The organism is Kitasatospora albolonga (genome assembly GCA_002082585.1).
Taxonomy (GTDB): Bacteria; Actinomycetota; Actinomycetes; order Streptomycetales; family Streptomycetaceae; genus Streptomyces; species Streptomyces stephensoniae.
Genome location: CP020563.1, coordinates 3,644,970 through 3,662,050, shown reverse-complemented (window position 1 = coordinate 3,662,050; position 17,081 = coordinate 3,644,970). Strand labels below are relative to the sequence as shown.

Annotated in this window: 12 protein-coding genes and 1 pseudogene; 4 read left to right on the top strand and 9 right to left on the bottom strand. The window is 73.0% G+C overall.

What is annotated here, in order from left to right:
• Positions 1–4: 4 nt before the first annotated feature.
• The 3 genes and pseudogenes from B7C62_15855 to B7C62_15845 form a co-directional block, all read right to left on the bottom strand.
• Positions 5–1,543, bottom strand: coding sequence for a hypothetical protein (locus tag B7C62_15855; GenBank protein ID ARF73565.1), 1,539 nt, complete (start codon positions 1,541–1,543; stop codon positions 5–7).
• Positions 1,544–1,554: 11 nt separating this feature from the next.
• Positions 1,555–3,615 (bottom strand): annotated as a pseudogene (locus tag B7C62_15850) (hypothetical protein).
• Complete coding sequence (locus B7C62_15845) at positions 3,612–5,624, bottom strand: hypothetical protein (protein ID ARF73564.1); 2,013 nt, start codon at positions 5,622–5,624, stop codon at positions 3,612–3,614. The pseudogene B7C62_15850 and the gene B7C62_15845 overlap by 4 nt, the downstream one beginning before the upstream one ends.
• A 185-nt stretch (positions 5,625–5,809) precedes the next feature.
• On the opposite strand from B7C62_15845, the gene B7C62_15840 reads away from it, so the two are divergent.
• A complete protein-coding gene (locus tag B7C62_15840) occupies positions 5,810–6,655 on the top strand; it encodes a hypothetical protein (GenBank protein ARF73563.1) in 846 nt (281 codons plus the stop codon).
• A gap of 120 nt (positions 6,656–6,775) precedes the next feature.
• On the opposite strand, the gene B7C62_15835 is transcribed toward B7C62_15840, so the two are convergent.
• From B7C62_15835 to B7C62_15820, 4 genes are all read right to left on the bottom strand, one after another.
• A complete protein-coding gene (locus tag B7C62_15835; protein ARF77194.1) occupies positions 6,776–8,464 on the bottom strand; it encodes a hypothetical protein in 1,689 nt (562 codons plus the stop codon).
• A gap of 29 nt (positions 8,465–8,493) precedes the next feature.
• Positions 8,494–9,975, bottom strand: a complete 1,482-nt coding sequence (locus B7C62_15830; protein ID ARF77193.1) for a hypothetical protein — start codon at positions 9,973–9,975, stop codon at positions 8,494–8,496.
• Between the two features lie 125 nt (positions 9,976–10,100).
• Entirely contained in the window at positions 10,101–11,192 is a 1,092-nt protein-coding gene (locus B7C62_15825; protein ID ARF73562.1) for a hypothetical protein, read from the bottom strand.
• A 277-nt stretch (positions 11,193–11,469) separates the two neighbouring features.
• A complete protein-coding gene (locus tag B7C62_15820) occupies positions 11,470–13,182 on the bottom strand; it encodes a hypothetical protein (protein ARF73561.1) in 1,713 nt (570 codons plus the stop codon).
• A 212-nt stretch (positions 13,183–13,394) separates the two neighbouring features.
• On the opposite strand from B7C62_15820, the gene B7C62_15815 reads away from it, so the two are divergent.
• Positions 13,395–13,610 carry a hypothetical protein gene (locus B7C62_15815; GenBank protein ARF73560.1) on the top strand — a complete coding sequence of 72 codons (216 nt, stop codon included), beginning with the start codon at positions 13,395–13,397 and terminating at the stop codon, positions 13,608–13,610.
• On the opposite strand, the gene B7C62_15810 is transcribed toward B7C62_15815, so the two are convergent.
• Entirely contained in the window at positions 13,611–14,159 is a 549-nt protein-coding gene (locus B7C62_15810) for a VanZ family protein (protein ARF73559.1), read from the bottom strand.
• Positions 14,160–14,430: 271 nt separating this feature from the next.
• Here B7C62_15810 and B7C62_15805 point away from each other — a divergent pair, with 271 nt between their 5' ends.
• Both B7C62_15805 and B7C62_15800 read left to right on the top strand, forming a co-directional pair.
• Positions 14,431–15,597, top strand: a complete 1,167-nt coding sequence (locus B7C62_15805; GenBank protein ID ARF77192.1) for a hypothetical protein — start codon at positions 14,431–14,433, stop codon at positions 15,595–15,597.
• Positions 15,594–16,244 (top strand): DNA-binding response regulator, encoded by a 651-nt coding sequence (locus B7C62_15800; GenBank protein ARF77191.1) that lies wholly within the window; start codon positions 15,594–15,596, stop codon positions 16,242–16,244. Before B7C62_15805 ends, B7C62_15800 begins: the two co-directional genes overlap by 4 nt.
• Positions 16,245–16,289: 45 nt before the next feature.
• On the opposite strand, the gene B7C62_15795 is transcribed toward B7C62_15800, so the two are convergent.
• A complete protein-coding gene (locus tag B7C62_15795) occupies positions 16,290–16,796 on the bottom strand; it encodes a hypothetical protein (GenBank protein ID ARF73558.1) in 507 nt (168 codons plus the stop codon).
• Positions 16,797–17,081: the final 285 nt, after the last annotated feature.

The window sequence follows — 17,081 nt, the reverse complement described above, 5'->3', positions numbered from 1 at the left end:
CGGTTCAGACCGGCCGGCGGGCGACGGGTTCGGGGTCGATGTCGAGGCTGAGTCCGGCGGCGACGCGGTCCTGGAGCTCGGTGAACAGCACGTCGAGAGGGGCGGGGTCGCGCGGCTCCGCGAGCCGTCCGGAGCGCCGGCCGATCCGCTCCAGCACCGCGTGCAGCCAGCGCGGGTCGACCGCGCCGCCGGACGGGCCGGTCCGCGCGGCCGTGCCCACACACGCGGCGGCGGCCAGCAGCCAGGCGTACCGCTCGGTGAGCTCCAGCGCCCGGTGACCGGCGGCGACCCCCCGGGCGGCGGGCGGCAGCGCGGCCGACTCCCTTAGTACGGAGTCGAGTTCGGCCCGCAGCCCGGCCGCCACGGGCTCCAGGCCGGGGTGGCGGGGCGCCGCGTCCAGGGCGTGGGCGAGCACGGTCAGCAGCGGGTCCTCGCGGCTGCCGCGCAGCCGCAGCGCGGCCGGGTCGAGCGGGGGCGGCGGGGAGTCGTCGAACAGCTCCGGACCGGCGGGCGGCCCGGTCAGGCGCAGTCCGGGCAGCTCGGGCAGCACGGTCAGCTGGCAGCTGACGCCCCCGGCGTGGCCGATGCTGAGCCCGGCGATGTCCCGCAGGTGCTTGCCGACGAAGGCGTACGGGCCCTCCCGCAGATAGCTGCGGGCGCCCAGCAGGACGGCCAGGTCGGACAGGGCGTCCTCGACCAGCTTCGGTACGAGGTACTTGGCGGTCGCCGCGTAGCGCCCGGCGGCGGCCGGGTACAGGTGCAGGGCGCGGGCGGCGGCGCGGGCCAGGGCCCCGGCGATCTGGAGGTCGGCGAAGGCTCCGGCGAGCAGGGACCGGGCGTGCGGCAGCGCGCTGACCGGCCGCCCGTACAGCACCCGTCCGGCGGCGAACCGGTGCACGCCGAAAAGGGCCGCCTCCAGCAGCGCCGTACCGGCTCCGGCGGTGACGCACCGGCTGACTTGGAAGGAGCGCAGCGCCACGGACGTGCCCTCGCCCGCCCCGCCGAGCAGGGCGTCGGCGGGCACCGGGCAGCCGTCGAACGCGAAGCCGCCGAGACGGCATCCGGCCAGTCCGGAGGTGCGCAGGCGCGGCAGCCGCCGGAAGGTGTCGGCGGGCAGGGCGTCCAGGCGCTCCAGGTCGTCCAGCAGGAGCAGCGAGTGGTCGCGGCCGGTGGGCCGGGGGCCGCGCGGGGTGGTGCGGGCGAAGACGACGGCGCCCGCGGCCCGGTCGGTGTTGTTGATGACGCGCTTCTCGCCGTGCAGCGTGAAGCCCCCGGGCGCCGGGTCGGCGCGCAGGCTGTTGTCGCTGAGGTCGTTGCCGTGCTCCAGCTCGTGGTACGCGACACTGAGCCGTCCGCCGTCGAGCAGGAGCCGGGCGACCCGTGCGCGCTGGGCGGTGTCACCGGCCGTCCAGACGTTCAACGCGGCCATGAGCGTGGTCAGTCCGTGGCCAAGGCCGAGCCCGGCGTCGAGCCGGAAGACGGGGCGCAGCCCGCGTACGAGGGCGTCGACGCCGGAGAGGCGGCCGCCGAGCGCGGCGGGCACGTACTCGGCGTTCAGCCCCGCCCGGTCGAGGACGAGCTCGCCCGCCGCGAAGGGTTCGCCCCGGTCGTCGGCGGCCAGGGCCGCTTCGTAACCGGTGGGGTTGTCCGGGGCGTAGGGGTCGCCGAGGAGCTCCGTCAGGGGGCCGGGCCGGTCGGCGACCGGGAAGCCGAGCGGGGTGGTGGTGCCGTCCGCTGTGGGGGCGTCGGTCGTGGTGGTCGCTCTGGTCACAGTGCCTCCGCCCTTCGGATGTGCAGCAGTGAGGGGAACCGGAACTCGGCGCTCTGGTGCAGCAGTTCGCCGGTCAGGGCCGCGTAGGTGTCCTCCAGGGCCCGTTCCTCCTCGGCCGTCGGACGATGTCCGGCGGTCAGCCGGGTGTGGACGCGGTCGAGCGCGGCGTGCAGCCAACGGCCGTCCTCCCACAGCGAGTCGGGGCCGAGGGCGTCCTGCGTGACGTCGGCGTGGCTGCCCAGCCAGAGGCGTACGGCGGCGGCTCCGGCGAGCGCCCAGGTGAGGCGGCGGGCGAGTTCGAAGGCGTACGCGGGTACGTCCGGCGGCACGATGGGCTGCCCGGCGATGTCCACGAGCAGGTCACGCACCCGGTCGGCCAGCAGCCGGGCCGATGCCGCCGCCGGTACCAACCCCGGCCGCTGGACGGCGAGTTCGGCGAGCTCGGTGACGGCGGCGGGCAGGTCGTGCAGCAGCCCGGCCCCCTTGGTGGGCATCAGCCGCAGCCGGGCCGGGTTCGCCGGGGGCAGCGGGGCGGTCAGCCCGGCCGCCCGGAGCAGGCCCTCCTCCGTCGGCCGGGTGGTCCGGTGGGCGCGGCTCAGCAGCGGGAACTGGCTGACGAGCGAGTTGAGGTTGACCACCGTGTTGCCGTCGAAGAGGGAGACGATCCGGTGGTCACGTTCGATCTTCTGGAAGACGCCCGCGCCGGGCGCCACGTCGGTGCCGCGGACGTCCCGCAGCCAGGCGCGGGCGCCCAGCAGCCGCCGTAGCCGGGTCAGCAGCTGCTCGGTGCCGACCGGCACGAGGTACTTCACCGCCGGGGCCAGCACGCCGAGTTCACCGGGCAGGGTGTGGATCGCGCGGGTGGCGAACGTGGCGAACGCCTCGTGCAGCAGATGGTCGGCGTAGCACTCGGCGAGGGTCCGCGAGGCGGCGGGCAGGTCCAGCAGCGACCGTCCGTACAGACGGCGTCCGGTGGCGAAGTGGGCGGCCTCCGCGAGCCCGTGGTCGGCGGCGCCGAGGGAAAGGGTGGCGCACAGGGTGCGGGTGAGCTGGAGCGAGCGCATCACCGTCTCCAGGCCGCTGCCCGGGGCGCCGACACGGCCCGCCACGGGGTCGAGCAGGACGCCGTCGAGGGTGAACCCGCTGATGTCGGCGCCCCGGATGCCGAGCGTGCGGACCTTGGGCAGGGGCCGGTAGGCGTCGCCCGCGGTGCGGCGGTCCAGGAGGTAGAGGCCGAAGCCGCGCGGGCCGCCCGCCGGGTCGGTCCGGGCGAGCACGGTGACCAGCCCGCCGCGCGTGGCGTTGTTGATGAGCCACTTCTCGCCGTCGAGCCGGACCCGGTCACCGGCCGGGTACGCGGTCACCTCCCCGGCCACCAGGTCGCTGCCGTGGCCGCGTTCGGTGAGGCCCCAGGAGACCGGGACGCCCGCCGAGACCCGCTCGGCGACCCGGGCGGCCTGCTCGGCGCTGCCGCCGACCCACACGCTCACCGCGCCCAGGAACGTCTTGCCGTGGGCGATGGCCGCGGTGAGGTCGCGGGCGGCCACGGCACGGATCATGGCGGCGGTCGCCGGGTAGTCGCGCAGCAGCCCGCCGTGCTCGGCGGGCACGTAGTGGCGGGCCAGCCCGATGGAGTCCAGGGCGTCGATGTCCGCCTGGGGGAAGACTTCCTGCGCGTCGGCGAGGTCCCGGGCCCGGGCGTCGGCCGGGTCGACGGGACCGAGGCGCCGTTCCAGGTCCTCGGCGGCGGCGACGGGTGTCAGGGGGGTCCCGGTGGCGGTGGGTATCGGGGGCGTCCCGGTGGCGGTGGGCGCGGGGGCGGTCCCGGTGGGGGTGGGGTTCATCGCGGCGCACCTGCCGTGGTGGTGGGCAGCCCGGAGGGGGCGGCGGTGCTGGCTTTCGTGCCGCCCCCTGCGTCCGTGCCCGTGGGCCGCCTGCTGTCGAACAGCTCGCGCAGTCCGCCGGAGAGGAAGCGGTCCCGCATGCCACCGCGCCGGATCTTGCCGCTCGTGGTGCGTTCGACCGCGCCCACCGGGACGAGCACCAGCGCGCCCAGGTGGGCGTCGTGCTCGGCGAGCAGGGCGCGCCGGACGGCCGTCACCAGCGTCTGCGGGTCGTGGTCGCGCAGCCGTCCGGGCCGGGCCTCCTGTACGGCGACGACCACCTCGGGGCCGCCGGGCGAGAGCGGCGCGGTGAACACGGCGGTGGAGCCGTCGGCGAACAGCGGGTCGGCCGTGCGGACGGTCAGTTCGAGGTCCTGCGGGTAGAGGTTGCGCCCGTTGACGATCAGCATCTCCTTGCGGCGGCCGGTGACGTACAGCTCGCCGTCGAGCAGGACACCGAGGTCGCCGGTGCGCAGGAACGGTCCGTCGCCGTCGGAGAGCCGGGCGGCGAAGGTGGCCTCGGTGGCGTCCTTGTTGTCGTGGTAGCCCGCGGCCACCGAACCGCCCCGCAGCCAGATCTCCCCGATGTGCCCGCCGGGCAGTTCGCGGGCGGTGTCCGGGTCGACGACGCGCAGGTCGAAACCGGCGACCCGGCCGCTGCTGACCAGCCGGGTGGTCCGGCCGCCGGGAGCGGGGTCCTCGGAGCGGGCTGGGTCCTTGGCGGGAACCAGCCGGTGACCGGCGAGCGCGTCGGCGGCCACGTCGAGCGAGCGGAAGCCCGATCCGACCGGGGCGCTGCTGACCAGCAGTGTCGTTTCGGCCATTCCGTAGCAGGGGGTGATGGCGGCCGGGTCGAGACCGGCGGGGGCGAACCGTTCGGCGAACCGCTCCAGGGTGGCGGCGTGGATGGGCTCGGAGCCGTTGAGCGCGATCCGCAGGGCGGACAGGTCGAGTTCGGCGAGCTGGCGGTCGGTGGTGCGCCGGGTGACCAGCGCGTACCCGAAGTCCGGTGCGACGGTGACCGTGCCGCGCAGCTCGCTGACGGCTCTGAGCCAGCGGTGCGGGTGGCGCAGGAAGGCCAGGGGCGACATGACGTAGGAGGTGCCGCCGCAGAAGAGGGGGCCGAGCAGCTGACCGACGAGCCCCATGTCGTGGTAGTGCGGCAGCCAGCTGACCGACCGGGTGTTCTCGTCGGAGCCCATGGCCCGGGTGATCAGCGCCTCGTTGTGCGCCAGTGCCGCGTGGGTGACGAGTACGCCCTTCGGGTCGCTGGTGGAACCGGAGGTGTACTGGAGGAACGCCAGCGCCGCCGGGTCGGGCTCGGGCAACACCGCTCCGGGCTCGGCGAGTTCGGCCTCGATGTGCACGCTCACCCGGTCCTTCAGTCCGGCGCGGGCCAGCCACTCCGCCACCGCCGTGCGGGAGCCGGGGCTCGTGAGCACCTGGCGTACCCCGGCGTCCGCGACGATGCCGGTCAGCCGGGCGTCACCGCGTCCGCTGCTCTCCGGCAGCGGGGCGGGCGCGCCGACCGCGCCGGACAGGAAGCAGCCGAGGATCGCGACCGCGAAGTCGAGCCCCGTCGGGTGGAGCAGCAGCACCCGCTCCCCGGTCAGTTCGCGTGCCACCAGCCCGCCGGCCAGCGCCCGGGCCCGGGCGTCCAGCTCTCCGTAGGTCAGTACGGGCCCGCCGCAGCCTTCGTCGAAGTCCTCGACGAAGACGACCGCGGGGTGGTCGGGCCGTGTCTCGACCCAGCCCTGAAACTGCTTCGCAAAGTGGTCTGCGAACTTTCTCACCGGCACACCTCCCAGGTCGGAACCGACGCTAGGAGCCGCTGCTTGGCCCCGCAGTGAAGCGATGCTTATTCGCCGCTGAAGCACCACCCGAAGAAGTGGTTGAAGAGAACACAAAGTAAACGGCGCGCGGCCGTGACTTCCCTCCGGAGGCATGCGCCACACGATCCGGGTGAACACTTTGTCTAATTTCCATGTGAACTTCGTCACGTCCTTGATGATTTCCCTCAAGCGGCGCGCGACTGGGTAATCTCAATTCAGCCACACCGACCCGCGACCGCCAGAGCAATCGATGCAGCGCGCAACAGAGTCGTGCCCCCACCTTCGGATGCGGCGGTTGCGGTCCGGTGGCCTGTTTGAGTGGCATGAGAAGCACTACGACATGGGGGACCTACGTGCGTTTCGAAGTACTCGGACCGCTTTCGGTGGCCGACTACCGACAGGATCAGCGGAAGTCGCTTCTGCCCAGTGCCAGTAAGAAACGGGTCCTGCTCGCGGCATTGCTCTCCCGGGTGGGCGAGGTCGTATCGACGCAGAGTCTCATTACCGAGATATGGGCTGATCAGCCGCCCCGCAAGGCCCGTGGAGCGCTCCATGTCTATATGGCGCAGCTCCGCAACCAGCTGGTCACGGACGTATTGCCCGAGCGCCGTGCGCAGATAGTGACGGAACCGCCCGGCTACCTTCTCCGGCTCGGCGGCGCGGAATTTGACCAACACGACTTCGACATTCTGGTGAAGGAAGCCAGAAATAATTTCGACACAGGGAATTTACCTACGGCATTCAAGGCGGTGAGCGGTGCGCTCGACCTTTGGCGGGGGCCCGCGCTGGCCGGCCTCACGGACGGTGAACTACTGAGCGTGTACGCCACCTGCCTCGACGAGGAATACGTCGCCGCGCTGGAGCTCCGCATCGAACTCGACCTACTGCTCGGTAATCACCGAGCCATCATCTCGGAACTCACCCGGCTCATCCATGACTACCCACTCAGGGAGACATTTTATCGTCATTTGATGTTGGCATATTACCGATCCGAGCGGCAGGCGGACGCCCTCAACTGCTTTCTCCAGCTCCGGGAACGGCTGCGCAACGACCTCGGCGTCGAACCGTGCCGTCCGGTGCAGCGCCTCCACCAGGCCGTGCTCAGCGCCGACCCCGCCCTGGACCACCAGTTCGCCCGCTCCGAGTTCATGGCCCGCGTCCCCTCCTGAACGGCCCGACGGCCAACAGCCGTGACGGCCCCGACGGCCGCGCCCGGTGATCCGGGCGCGGCCGTCGCCGTACGGGCGGGACGCCGGTGGGACGGCAGGCGTGTCCCGGGCGGTGGCCGCTCAGCCCGCGCGTACCTTCTCCACGACCGTCCACAGACTTCCGGCGGTCGCGAACGACTCCGGGCTGAGGTCGTCGTCGGGGATCGTCACCGCGTACGTCTCCTCCAGCCGGACCAGCAGCTCCACCAGGGCCAGCGAGTCGAGCCCTGCCGCGCGCAGACTGGTTTCCGGGCCGACGTCCGTACCCAGTCTGGACAGTACCGAGCGGAGCACCGTCACATAGCCCGCGTCCCAGGGCTCGTCGCCGGTCTTCTCAGCGGGCTTGTCGCCGGTCTCCTCGGCCGGTGTTCCCGTCAACGTCCGTTCCCCCACCGTGTTCTCCTCGCTGTTTTCCTCGTTCTCCTCGCTCAGCCCGTGATCCGGCCGGTCCGTGCCGCCCGCCGGTTCCGCGCTCCGTGCCGGGACCGGCTCACGGACGAGGGCCAGCCGGGTCGCCGACACCACCCGCGGCTCGTCCGCGCCGTACAGTCCGTCGACCACCACCTCGGCGGCGGCCGGCCTGCTGAGGAAGCCCAGCAGACTGGCCGTCGCACCGTAGGCACCGACGTTGGGGATGGCGAGCTGCCGGCCCACCACCAGGTCCGGCAGCTCCACCGAGCCCCGGCCGAGCGTGTCGGCGGGGGTGCACAGCGGCCCGACCAGCCGGGTACGGGAGGGCCCGGGCGTGTCCGTACCGCCCGGTGCACCCTCCGGGTCTCCGCCCGCCGCCCCGGTGCCGTCGGGCGAGTCGGCCGGAATCGCGAGCGGCACGGCCGACAGCGGCAGCAGCCGGCCGATGCCCGAGAGCCCGCCCAGGTGGTTGATCCCGGTGTCCAGCACGGCGAAGCGGGTGTCGCGGCTGTCCTTGACGTCGCTGACCGTGCAGAGCAGGGTGCCGCTGTCACCGACCAGATGGCGCCCGCTCTCGAAGAGGACTTCGGTCGCGCCGTCCGCCCAGGCGGGGAAGTGCCGGTCCAGCTCCGCCGTGAGCGCCTTGGCAAGCCCCGGGTAGCGGGGGCGCTCGCCCTCCTGCGCGAAGGGGGCGCCGAAACCGCCGCCGAGGTCCAGTACGGAGACGTCCAGGGCCAGTTGACCGGCGAGCGTGGCGGCGGTGCGGATGCTCGCGGTCATCTCCGCGATCAGGCTCGCCTCGTCGGCGGCGTTGGTCAGCGGGAAGAAGTGGAAGCCGACCAGCCGTACGCCCTTCAGATCGGCGCCGCGCAGCTCCTCACCGCTCTCGGCGAGGGCCGCCGCGTCGATGCCGAACTGCGAGGAGTCACCGGTCATCCGCATGCCCGCGCTGCCGGGCGCCTCGGCGCCGTTGACCCGCAGGACGCAGTCCACCTCCCGCCCGCTCTCCCGGGCGACCCGCGCCACCCGGCGCAGATCCACCAGCGATTCGGTGGAGAAGGTGCGCACCCCGGCGGTGATCGCGGTGCGGAGCTCCTCGGCGGTCTTGCCGGGGCCGGTGTAGAAGCAGGTGGCCGGGTCGGCACCGGCCGCGAGCGCGGTGTTCAGCTCGCCGGTGGAGGAGAGCTCGGCGCGGCAGCCGCCTGCCAGCAGCTCCCGTACGAGGTCGATGTGGGGGTTGGCCTTGAGCGAGTACAGGACGTGGGCGCCCTGCGGCAGTGCGGCGCGCAGGTCGGCCAGCGCCGCCCGCACCCGGTCGAGGTCGTAGACGTACAGCGGGCTGCCGTAGGTGGCCAACAGCCGTGCCGCGCGCGTCGGTTCTGGGATGGTCACGTCGTACTCCCGGTCGTCGGCCGCAGCATCTCCCGCAGCCGCTTCTTGTCGGTCTTGCCGTTGCCGGTCAGCGGCAGCTCGGGCAGGCGGTGGCAGTCGGCCGGCACCTTCGCCGGTTCCAGCAGCCCGGCCAGCTCGTCCAGCACCTCCTGCGGCTCGCGGTCGCCGGTGACGAACAGCGTCAGGTCGCTGGCGCCCTCCGGCGGCAGCACCGCGACCGTGCCGACGCCCGGCACCCGGGCCGCCGCCGCCTCGACCTCGATCAACGACGCCCGCACACCGCGCCGTTTGAACTGGTCGTCCCGCCTGCCGTGGAAGTAGAGGTGCCCGTCCGCGTCGAGACTGCCGTAGTCGCCGGTACGCAGCCGCCGCCCGCCGCCGAAGGGGTCGGTGTCGTAGCGCTGGGCGGTCAGCTCCGGCGCGCCCCGGTAGCCCGCCATGACGTGCGGGCCGGTCACGGTGATCTCGCCGATGACCCCCGGCGCGGCCTCCTCGCCCGCCTCGTCGATGATCCGTACGACCGTGCCGTCCAGCGCGGTGCCGGACGAGCCGGGCCGGGTGAGGTCCACGTCCGGCCCGGCGATCGTCACCCGCTTGCACTCGGTGATCCCGTACATCAGCACCACCGAGCACCCCGGGAAGGCGTCCCGCAGCCCCTGGATGTCCGAGGCCGTCAGCGCGGCCCCGGTGTTGGTGAACATCCGTACGTGGTCGATGCGTTCGCCGCGCCGTGCGAGCCGGGACAGCATGCGCGCGGTGGACGGCACGATCGGCAGGACGGTGGCCCGGGTGCGCCGTACCAGCTTCACCATGCCGACCGGGTCCTCCGCGTCCGCCAGGACCAGTTCGGCGCCCGCCAGCACCGACAGCAGCAGCTGGTAGAGCCCGTAGTCGAAGGAGAACGGTGAACCGACCAGGACGACGTCCGAACTGCGGTATCTCAGGCGCTGGTTGATGGCCCGGGCGGCGAAGTCGACTGCGGAGTGCGGGCAGATGACGCCCTTCGGCGCGGAGGTGGAGCCGGAGGTGTAGACGAGCAGCGCGGTGGCCGACGGATCGGCGGGTGCGTCCTGGCCGGGCGCGTCCTGACCGGGCGTGGACGACGCCTCGGGCACCACCGCGTCCTCCAGGGTCAGCACCGGGCACGGCACCCCGGGCAGCTCCGGCAGCTCCTTGGCCGGGGCGAGCAGCGCGGCCGGTTCGGCGTCCGCCAGCACCTGGGCCAGCCCGGACGGCGGCAGCTGCGGGCTCAGCGGCACCAGCGCGGCGCCCGCCCGCAAGGTGCCGAACAACGCGGCCGCCACCTCACAGCGGTTCCGCGACCGCAGCGCGACCCGGTCACCCGGCCGCACCCCGGACCGCGTCAGCGTGTCCCGTACGGCGTTGGCGGCGACGTCCAACTCGCGGTAGGTCCAGGCGCGTTCGGCGTCCCGGACGGCGGGCGCCGAGGGCGTACGGAGGACTGCGTCGGCCAGCATCGCGGACACCTGACCAGGGCTGGACGGCACGGACGGCACGGGCGGCCTGGCGTGCTCGTTCGGCCCGTCGTGCTGGTCCGGCGCGGCCTGCCTGTCCGCCCCGGCCTGCCCGTCCGGCTCCCGCGTCACTGCGGCCACGTCCGCTCGGTCGGCTCGGGCAGCGGGCCCAGCACCTCCACGACGGCGCTGGTGCAGGTCAGCCCCGCGCCGCCGCCGACGATCAGCACCCGGTCACCGGCGCCGACGACCTTCTGCGCGATCAGGTGCCGCAGCCCGGCGAACTGGTCCCCGGCGCCCAGGTGCCCGTGCGTCCTGGCGAACGGCCAGGTCGTCTGCTCCTCCTCCACACCGACCAGCTGGCTGAGCTGCCAGTCCAGCTTGGCGCGGCCGGCGGCCGGGATGACCACACCGCCCAGGTCGGCCAGCTCCGTCTTGGCCTCCGCCAGGGCGCTCATCACCGAGGTGCGCACGGCCTCCGCGAGCCGCACCGTCGAGGCGCGCATCCCGCCGTGGTGGGCGAAGTGGTGCTCGATACGGCTGCTGATGTCCAGCGGCCCCGGCTGGTAGCTGTCGTGGAAGCGCTCACCGCGCAGCACCTGCTCCAGCCCGTTGTCCGAGACGGTCGCGGTCGACAGCAGCCGGGCGAAGCCGCCCTCGGTCGACAGCACCATCGCCGTGCCGCCGTCGCCGTACGGCAGGCCCTTCTCGGTGCGCCAGCGGTCCACGCCCGGCAGGCAGAAGCGGTCGCCCGTGGTCAGCAGCGCCGCACCGCCCTTCTCGAACACCAGCCGCGAGGCCGCCAGGTCCATACCGCCCACGGCCGCGTTGCACTGCTGCTGGAGGTCGAAGGCCATAACGCTCTCGCCCACCGAGAAGCGCGCCACATAGGAGGCCGCGGGCCACATGTCCACGCCCTGGTACCAGAGGCTGGAGTGGAACACCATCCGGATGTCGGCGGTGTTGACGGAGGAGTGCGTGATCGCGTCCCGGGCGGCCAGCACCGCCATCTCGGGCCCGGCCTTCTCCGGCTCGACCAGAACCGACGTGATGCCGTTCGCCTCGCACTCCTCGGCGTCGTACTCCCCCGCCGCGACCGCGTCAGCGGCGGCGACCGGCGGTGGCAGATAGACACCGAGACCGGCGATGTAGATGTCGTCCCACTGCATGTCGTGCTCCTTCGCGTGTACGCACGGCGCCGAAGTGTTCGTCCGCGCCATCAGGTTGGGTGAGTCGGCTGAGGCCGGGCTTAGGCCGTCCTTTGCGGCTCCTTCCGTTCGGCGGGCGGTACGGCCCGGTCTCGCGGCCCGGCTCTGCGGGCCTTGGTGTTACGGCCTGTCGGCTGTCGGCGCCCGGGCCCGCGGGCTTCTGGTGCGACGCGCGTAGCGGGTGGGGGTGAGGCGGGTTGACCAGCGTGTTGACGGCGGTCGGCGGTCGGCGTCCGCCGTGGAGCCGGGCGACCGCCCGTGACGGCGCGCCCCGGCTCCAGCGAGGCTTCTACGGCCGGTGCTCGTCGGCGGTCAGCGAGGCCCGGGGGCCCGCTGGACCGGCTCCCGGGCCGGGTGCCGGAGCGCCCGCCACGTCCGGCGCACCGGAGCCCCCTTCGTACGAGGTACGGCCATCCTCCGGAGCACCGGAGCCGCCCCCAGCCTCGTGGCGAGCGCCCCGCGGCAACGCGCCTTCCCCGCCGCGTGCCAGCAGCCGGAAGGCGACCAGCGCGCCCGCCACCGTCACCAGCGCCGCGACCGTCAACGCGGCCCGGGCCGCGTCGTCGAAGGCCGTGTCCGCGCGATCGAGCAGCGCCGCGCCCGCCCGTACCGGCAGCTCCTCCGCCACCGCCCGCGCCTGCTGGAGCGTTCCGGGCCCGTCGAGCGCCGACACGAACACCCGGTTGAGGACCGCGCCGACGGCCGCGACGCCCAGCGCGAACCCGGTCTCCTGCATCGTGTCGTTCAGCGCCGAACCGGAGCTCGCCCGGTCCTCGCTGAGCGTGGAGACCAGCAGATCCGTGGCGACCGGGGTGGCCACCCCGAAGCCCACCCCCACCGCGACCAGCGCCGGTGCGATGACCTCGTAACTCCCGCCCCACCAGCCGACCACCGAGATCCCCGCCGCGACGAGCAGCAGCCCGCCCGTCACCGTCCACCGGGGCCCCAGCCGCCGCGCCACCAGCGGCGAACACGCCGACGCGGCGAACGCCGTGAGCGCGATCGGCCCGACCGCGAGCCCGGCCTTCAGCGGGCTCATGCCCAACTGCACCTGGAGGCGCTGGGTGAGGACGAACAGCGTGCCCGCCAGACCGAAGAACAGCAGCATGTTGCCGAGCGCCGCACCCCTGAACCGCTTCTGCCGCAGCAGTGCCAGCTCCAGCAGCGGAAAGGGCGTCCGGCTCAGTCGGCGTACGAACGCCACGCCCGCCGTCAGCGCCACCGCCGCCCCCAGCCCCGTACGGACGTGCAGCACACCGTGCTGACCGGCCTCGATGACCGTGAAGACCAGGGCACCGACCGCCACCACCGAGAGCATCGCCCCCAGCGTGTCCGTCGGCCGCCGCTGCGGATCGGCGGATTCCCGTACGACGAGGACTCCGGCGAGGACCACCGCCACGGCCGGTGGCACGTTGAGCCAGAAGACGCCGGACCAGCCCGACGCCGTCACCACCAGCCCGCCCAGCACCGGGCCCAGCGCCACGCCGAGCACCGCGATGCCCGTCCACAGGGCGATCGCCCGGGCCCGTTCCCGGCGGGGGAAGGCGTGCAGCAGGATCGCCAGCGTCCCCGGCATGACGAACGCCGCCGCCGCGCCCAGCACCGCGCGCACCAGCACCACGTGCCACGCCTCGGTGGCCAGCACCGCCAGCGCCGACGCCACGGCGAAGACCGCCAGCCCGCCCAGCGTCATCCGCTTGCGGCCCCAGCGGTCGGACCAGGCTCCGGCGACGATCAGCAGCCCGGCGAAGACGATCGAGTAGCTGTCGACGATCCACTGGACGGTCGGCAGATCCACGCGCAGATCCCGCATCAGTTCGGGGATCGCCACGTTGAGGGAGGAGTTGTTGAGGACGACGACGCAGAGGGCGAAGCCCATCAGCAGCAGCACCAGCCACCGCTGCCGCCCCGTGTCCGGAACCGAGGGCCCGGGCCCGGCCCCCGGCGTTCGGTGGTCCACCGGCCCGTCGTCGGGCGGGGTCTCGGCGCGGGGCGTCGTCACAGGGCGTCTCCTCGTCGACGGTTCTACCGAACCGATGACGCCACGCCCCTCTTAAGCCGTCCTTATCCCTCTCCGTGTCCCTTCCGCAGCGCGGCCCCGGAAGCCCCGGGGCAGGATGTGACCCAGCACACATGGCGACGACCGATGACCCCGCCCCCGACCGCCGGTCATAAAGAAGGACCGACAGCAACGCATACGGAACGAGGACACCCATGAGCGACAACGCCGTGAAGGGCCCTGCCAGCTACTTCCCGTCCATCGAGAAGAAGTACGGGCGGCCGATCGCCGAGTGGAAGGAGCTCATCCGTTCCTCCCCGCTCACCAAACACATGGAGCTGGTGGGCTGGCTGAAGTCCGAGCACGGACTCGGCCACGGCCACGCCAACGCTCTGGTCGCCCACACCCTCGCCGAGGACAGCGGCAAGTGATCAGCCCGAGGTGACCCTCTCCAGCACGGTGCGCGTGGCGGCCGCGCGCTGTACGGCGCGCAGGACCGCGTACCCGAGGAGGCCGCCGAGGGTGTTGGCGATCAGGTCGTTGACGTCGACGGCGCGGCCGTTGGCGAGAACGATGTACTGCACCAGCTGGAGGAGCTCGATGCCCAGGCTGACGAGAGCGCAGACCAGGACGGTGCGGCCACGGCCGAGGCGGGGGAGGAACAGCGGCAGCAGAAAGCCGAGCGGCATGAACATGATGACGTTGGGGATCATGGTGATGTCGGCCATGAGCAACGGGACCGGCTGAATCTGCCCGATCCACTCCGCCTGGTTCCGGTAGCTCCCGCCGTAGATCCACAGGGGGAAGAAGGTGAGCGAGGCGACCGCCGCCGCGTAGAGCGCGGCGGCGATCCGCAGCACCAGCGGGCCGCCCCGCCAGCCGGGGACGTCACGCCGGTGGCGTATCAGGGCCACGAGAGCGAAGACGGCGAGCGCCGGTCCGAGTACGGCGACGGTGGGAATCTGGGTCTGGAAGTCCATGGGTGCCCCTGCGGTTCGCCGACCGGTCGTCTGCTTGCCGACCGATCGTTTCGAGCGATGCTGCCCGCGCGGGCGCCGCCGGGGATCTGCCGAAGGACGGAGCCTGCCCCGGGGCGCTACGACTTTCGGCAGAGGGGGCCCCGGAGGCGGATACGTACGCTGCGGCTATGTACTCCCCGTACTCCCAGCACTCCCCACGCTCCCCCCCACCCCCCACGCTCCCCCCCACCCCCCGCATTTCGGCCGGGGCTCCTCCCGGACGCGCCGCGTCCTGTTCCGCCTCGGTGTCGCCCTCGTCGGCTCCGCCCTGGTGCTGGCGCTGGCCGCCGACTACCGGACCGGTGTCCACCGGTCCGCTCTCGCGCCTCAGGTTCTCCTCTCGGCCGTCGCCCCCTTCCTGGTGGTGCCGGTGTGGGCCGTACGACGGTGGCGCAGCGACCCCCGGCTCCTGGCGGCGGCCGGGGCGCTGGCGGGGGCGGTGTCCCTCGGGTGCAGCGGATGGATGCGGGTCGCGGCGGGGCGGCCGGGGAACTGGGTGGCGCACTCCGACGCGTACACCCTGTTCGAGATCGCCGCGCTCATCGTGGTGCTGGTCCTCACGGTCCGGTACGGGGCCGCCCGGCCCGCCGCCGGGGCGGCCGTGCTGCTCTGCCTGGCCGTGGTCCTGCGGCCGGTGGCCGTGCGGGTGACGGAGAACGGTCTGATCCTGTCCCTGTTCTGCACGGTGGCCGTCTGCGCCGGGCTGATCGGCGCGCTGGTGGCCCGGCTGGCGGCCCTCGACCGCAGGCGCCACGCGGAGCAGGTACGCCTGGAACAACGGCTCACCTTCGCCCGGGACCTGCACGACTTCGTGGCCCACCATGTGACGGGCATCGTGGTGCAGGCCCAGGGCGCCCAGGTGGTCGCGGGGGCCAGGCCGGAGCTGGCCGTGTCGGCGCTGGGCCAGATCGAGCGGGCGGCCGCCGAGGCGCTCCGGGCCCTGCGGCACATGGTGAGCGGGCTCCGCACGGAGGACGCGCCCGTACCGGCGGGCGGGGTGGATCAACTCCGTACGCTGGTAACGGCCTTCACACCGCCCGGCGGGGGCCGCCCGGTCCGCCTCACGGAGGAGGGGCCCGTCGACCGCCTTCCGGCCGCGGCCGTGGCGGCCCTGCACCGGGTCGCCATGGAGGCGCTGACGAACGTACGCAAGCACGCCCCGCACTCCCGGCAGGTGACCGTCACGCTCCGGGCCCTGCCCCGCTCCGCCGAACTCGAGATCGTCAACGACGGCTCGGACCCGGCCGGCACACCGGCGCCGCCGGGGTACGGTCTCCTCGGCCTGGAGGAACGCGTCACCGCCGAAGGAGGCACCTTCCGGGCGGGCCCCGACGGCGGCGGACGCTGGCGGGTGAACGCCGAGATCCCCTTGGAGAGCACATGGAGGGACGGCCCGTGATCCGGGTGCTGCTCGCCGACGACCAGGAGATCGTCCGTACGGGCATGGCCATGATCCTCTCCGCCGAGGACGACATCGACGTGGTCGCCCATGCCCAGGACGGCCTCCAGGCACTGGAGATGGTCACCCTGCACCGCCCGGACGTCGTCCTCATGGACATCCGCATGCCGCGCCTGGACGGCCTGGACGCCCTCCGCCACCTCACCCGCCCCCAGGCCCCGTACCGCCCCCAGGTGGTGATGGTGACCACCTTCGACGACGAGGAGTACCTGGCCCGCGCGGTGGAGGCGGGCGCCGTCGGATTCATCCTCAAGGACTCCGGCCCCCGCCTGCTGGCCGAGGCGGTCCGCGCAGCCGCGGCGGGCGACTCCCTGGTCAGCCCGTCGATCACGGTACGGCTGCTGAGACGTTTCCGTACCTCTGCCTCCGCCGCCGCTCCGCAGCCCGCCACCCAGCGGCTCTCCCCGCGCGAGCGGGAGGTCGTCGTGCTGCTGGCCGAGGGTCTGACCAACGCCGAGATCGCCACGGCCCTCTCCATCACCGTCGGCACGGTCAAGACCCACCTCACCAACGTGCAGTCCAAGCTCGGAGCAAGAAACCGCGTGGAGATCGCCGCCTGGTCCTGGCGCACGGGCCTCACCACCTGACACACCGGACCCGCCCCGGGCCGGGCCCTCGTGACGCCCCGGCACTCAGGGGAGAGACAGATCGTGCTCAAGCGGGCAATCGTCATCTCGCAGGTGGAGACGCCGAAGCTCCTGCAGAGCAGCGACGGGAAACGGATACCGCACCCACTTCGCCAGGTACCCCTCCTCACCGTGCTGCCGCAGCACCCCCTGCGCGGCCTCCACGACCGCGTGCCCAAGAGCACCGCGGGGCTGCGTCGAACTCCAGGAGAGCGCGCCTTCTTCGTCCGGCGCGTCGAAACACGTCGACATGTCAGGGAAGCGACGGATCGCGATGTCGACGTCCGAACCACGCCCGCGAAGCACCCACCTGTCTTCGGCCGGTTCGAGGTCGAAGGAGAACCGTTGGGTGCTGGTGGGCCCATAGAGACCGGTCACGCCGTCGACCAGATCGGCAAGAGCGTCGGTGCAGTAGCTGACGATGCTCTTGTGCTCCGAGGAACGGTCGGCAATACGGCACGTTGCCCACCCGGAGCCGCTCAGTTCCCAACTGAACTGGAAATCACCGGTCACTTTCTCTCTCCCCCCACGGCTGTTTCGGAGACGGTACAGCGAAGACACACGGCAACAGCCACCGCCCGCAGCCCACGTCACGGGGCTCGCGCATCCAGCTCATGCAGCCCGGACCTGCCGCCCGCGACCTGCCCGGCACCGCACCGGACCGGGCGGTGGTGAAGGGTTCTCGCCGCGCGGAGGGCTTCAGCGCGGGGTGTCGGAGAAGGGGTGGGCAGTCTCCCCCCAAGTGAAGGCGAACTGCCCTCGGGAAGGAGCTCGCTCAGGGCACATGCGTTGCTGGGG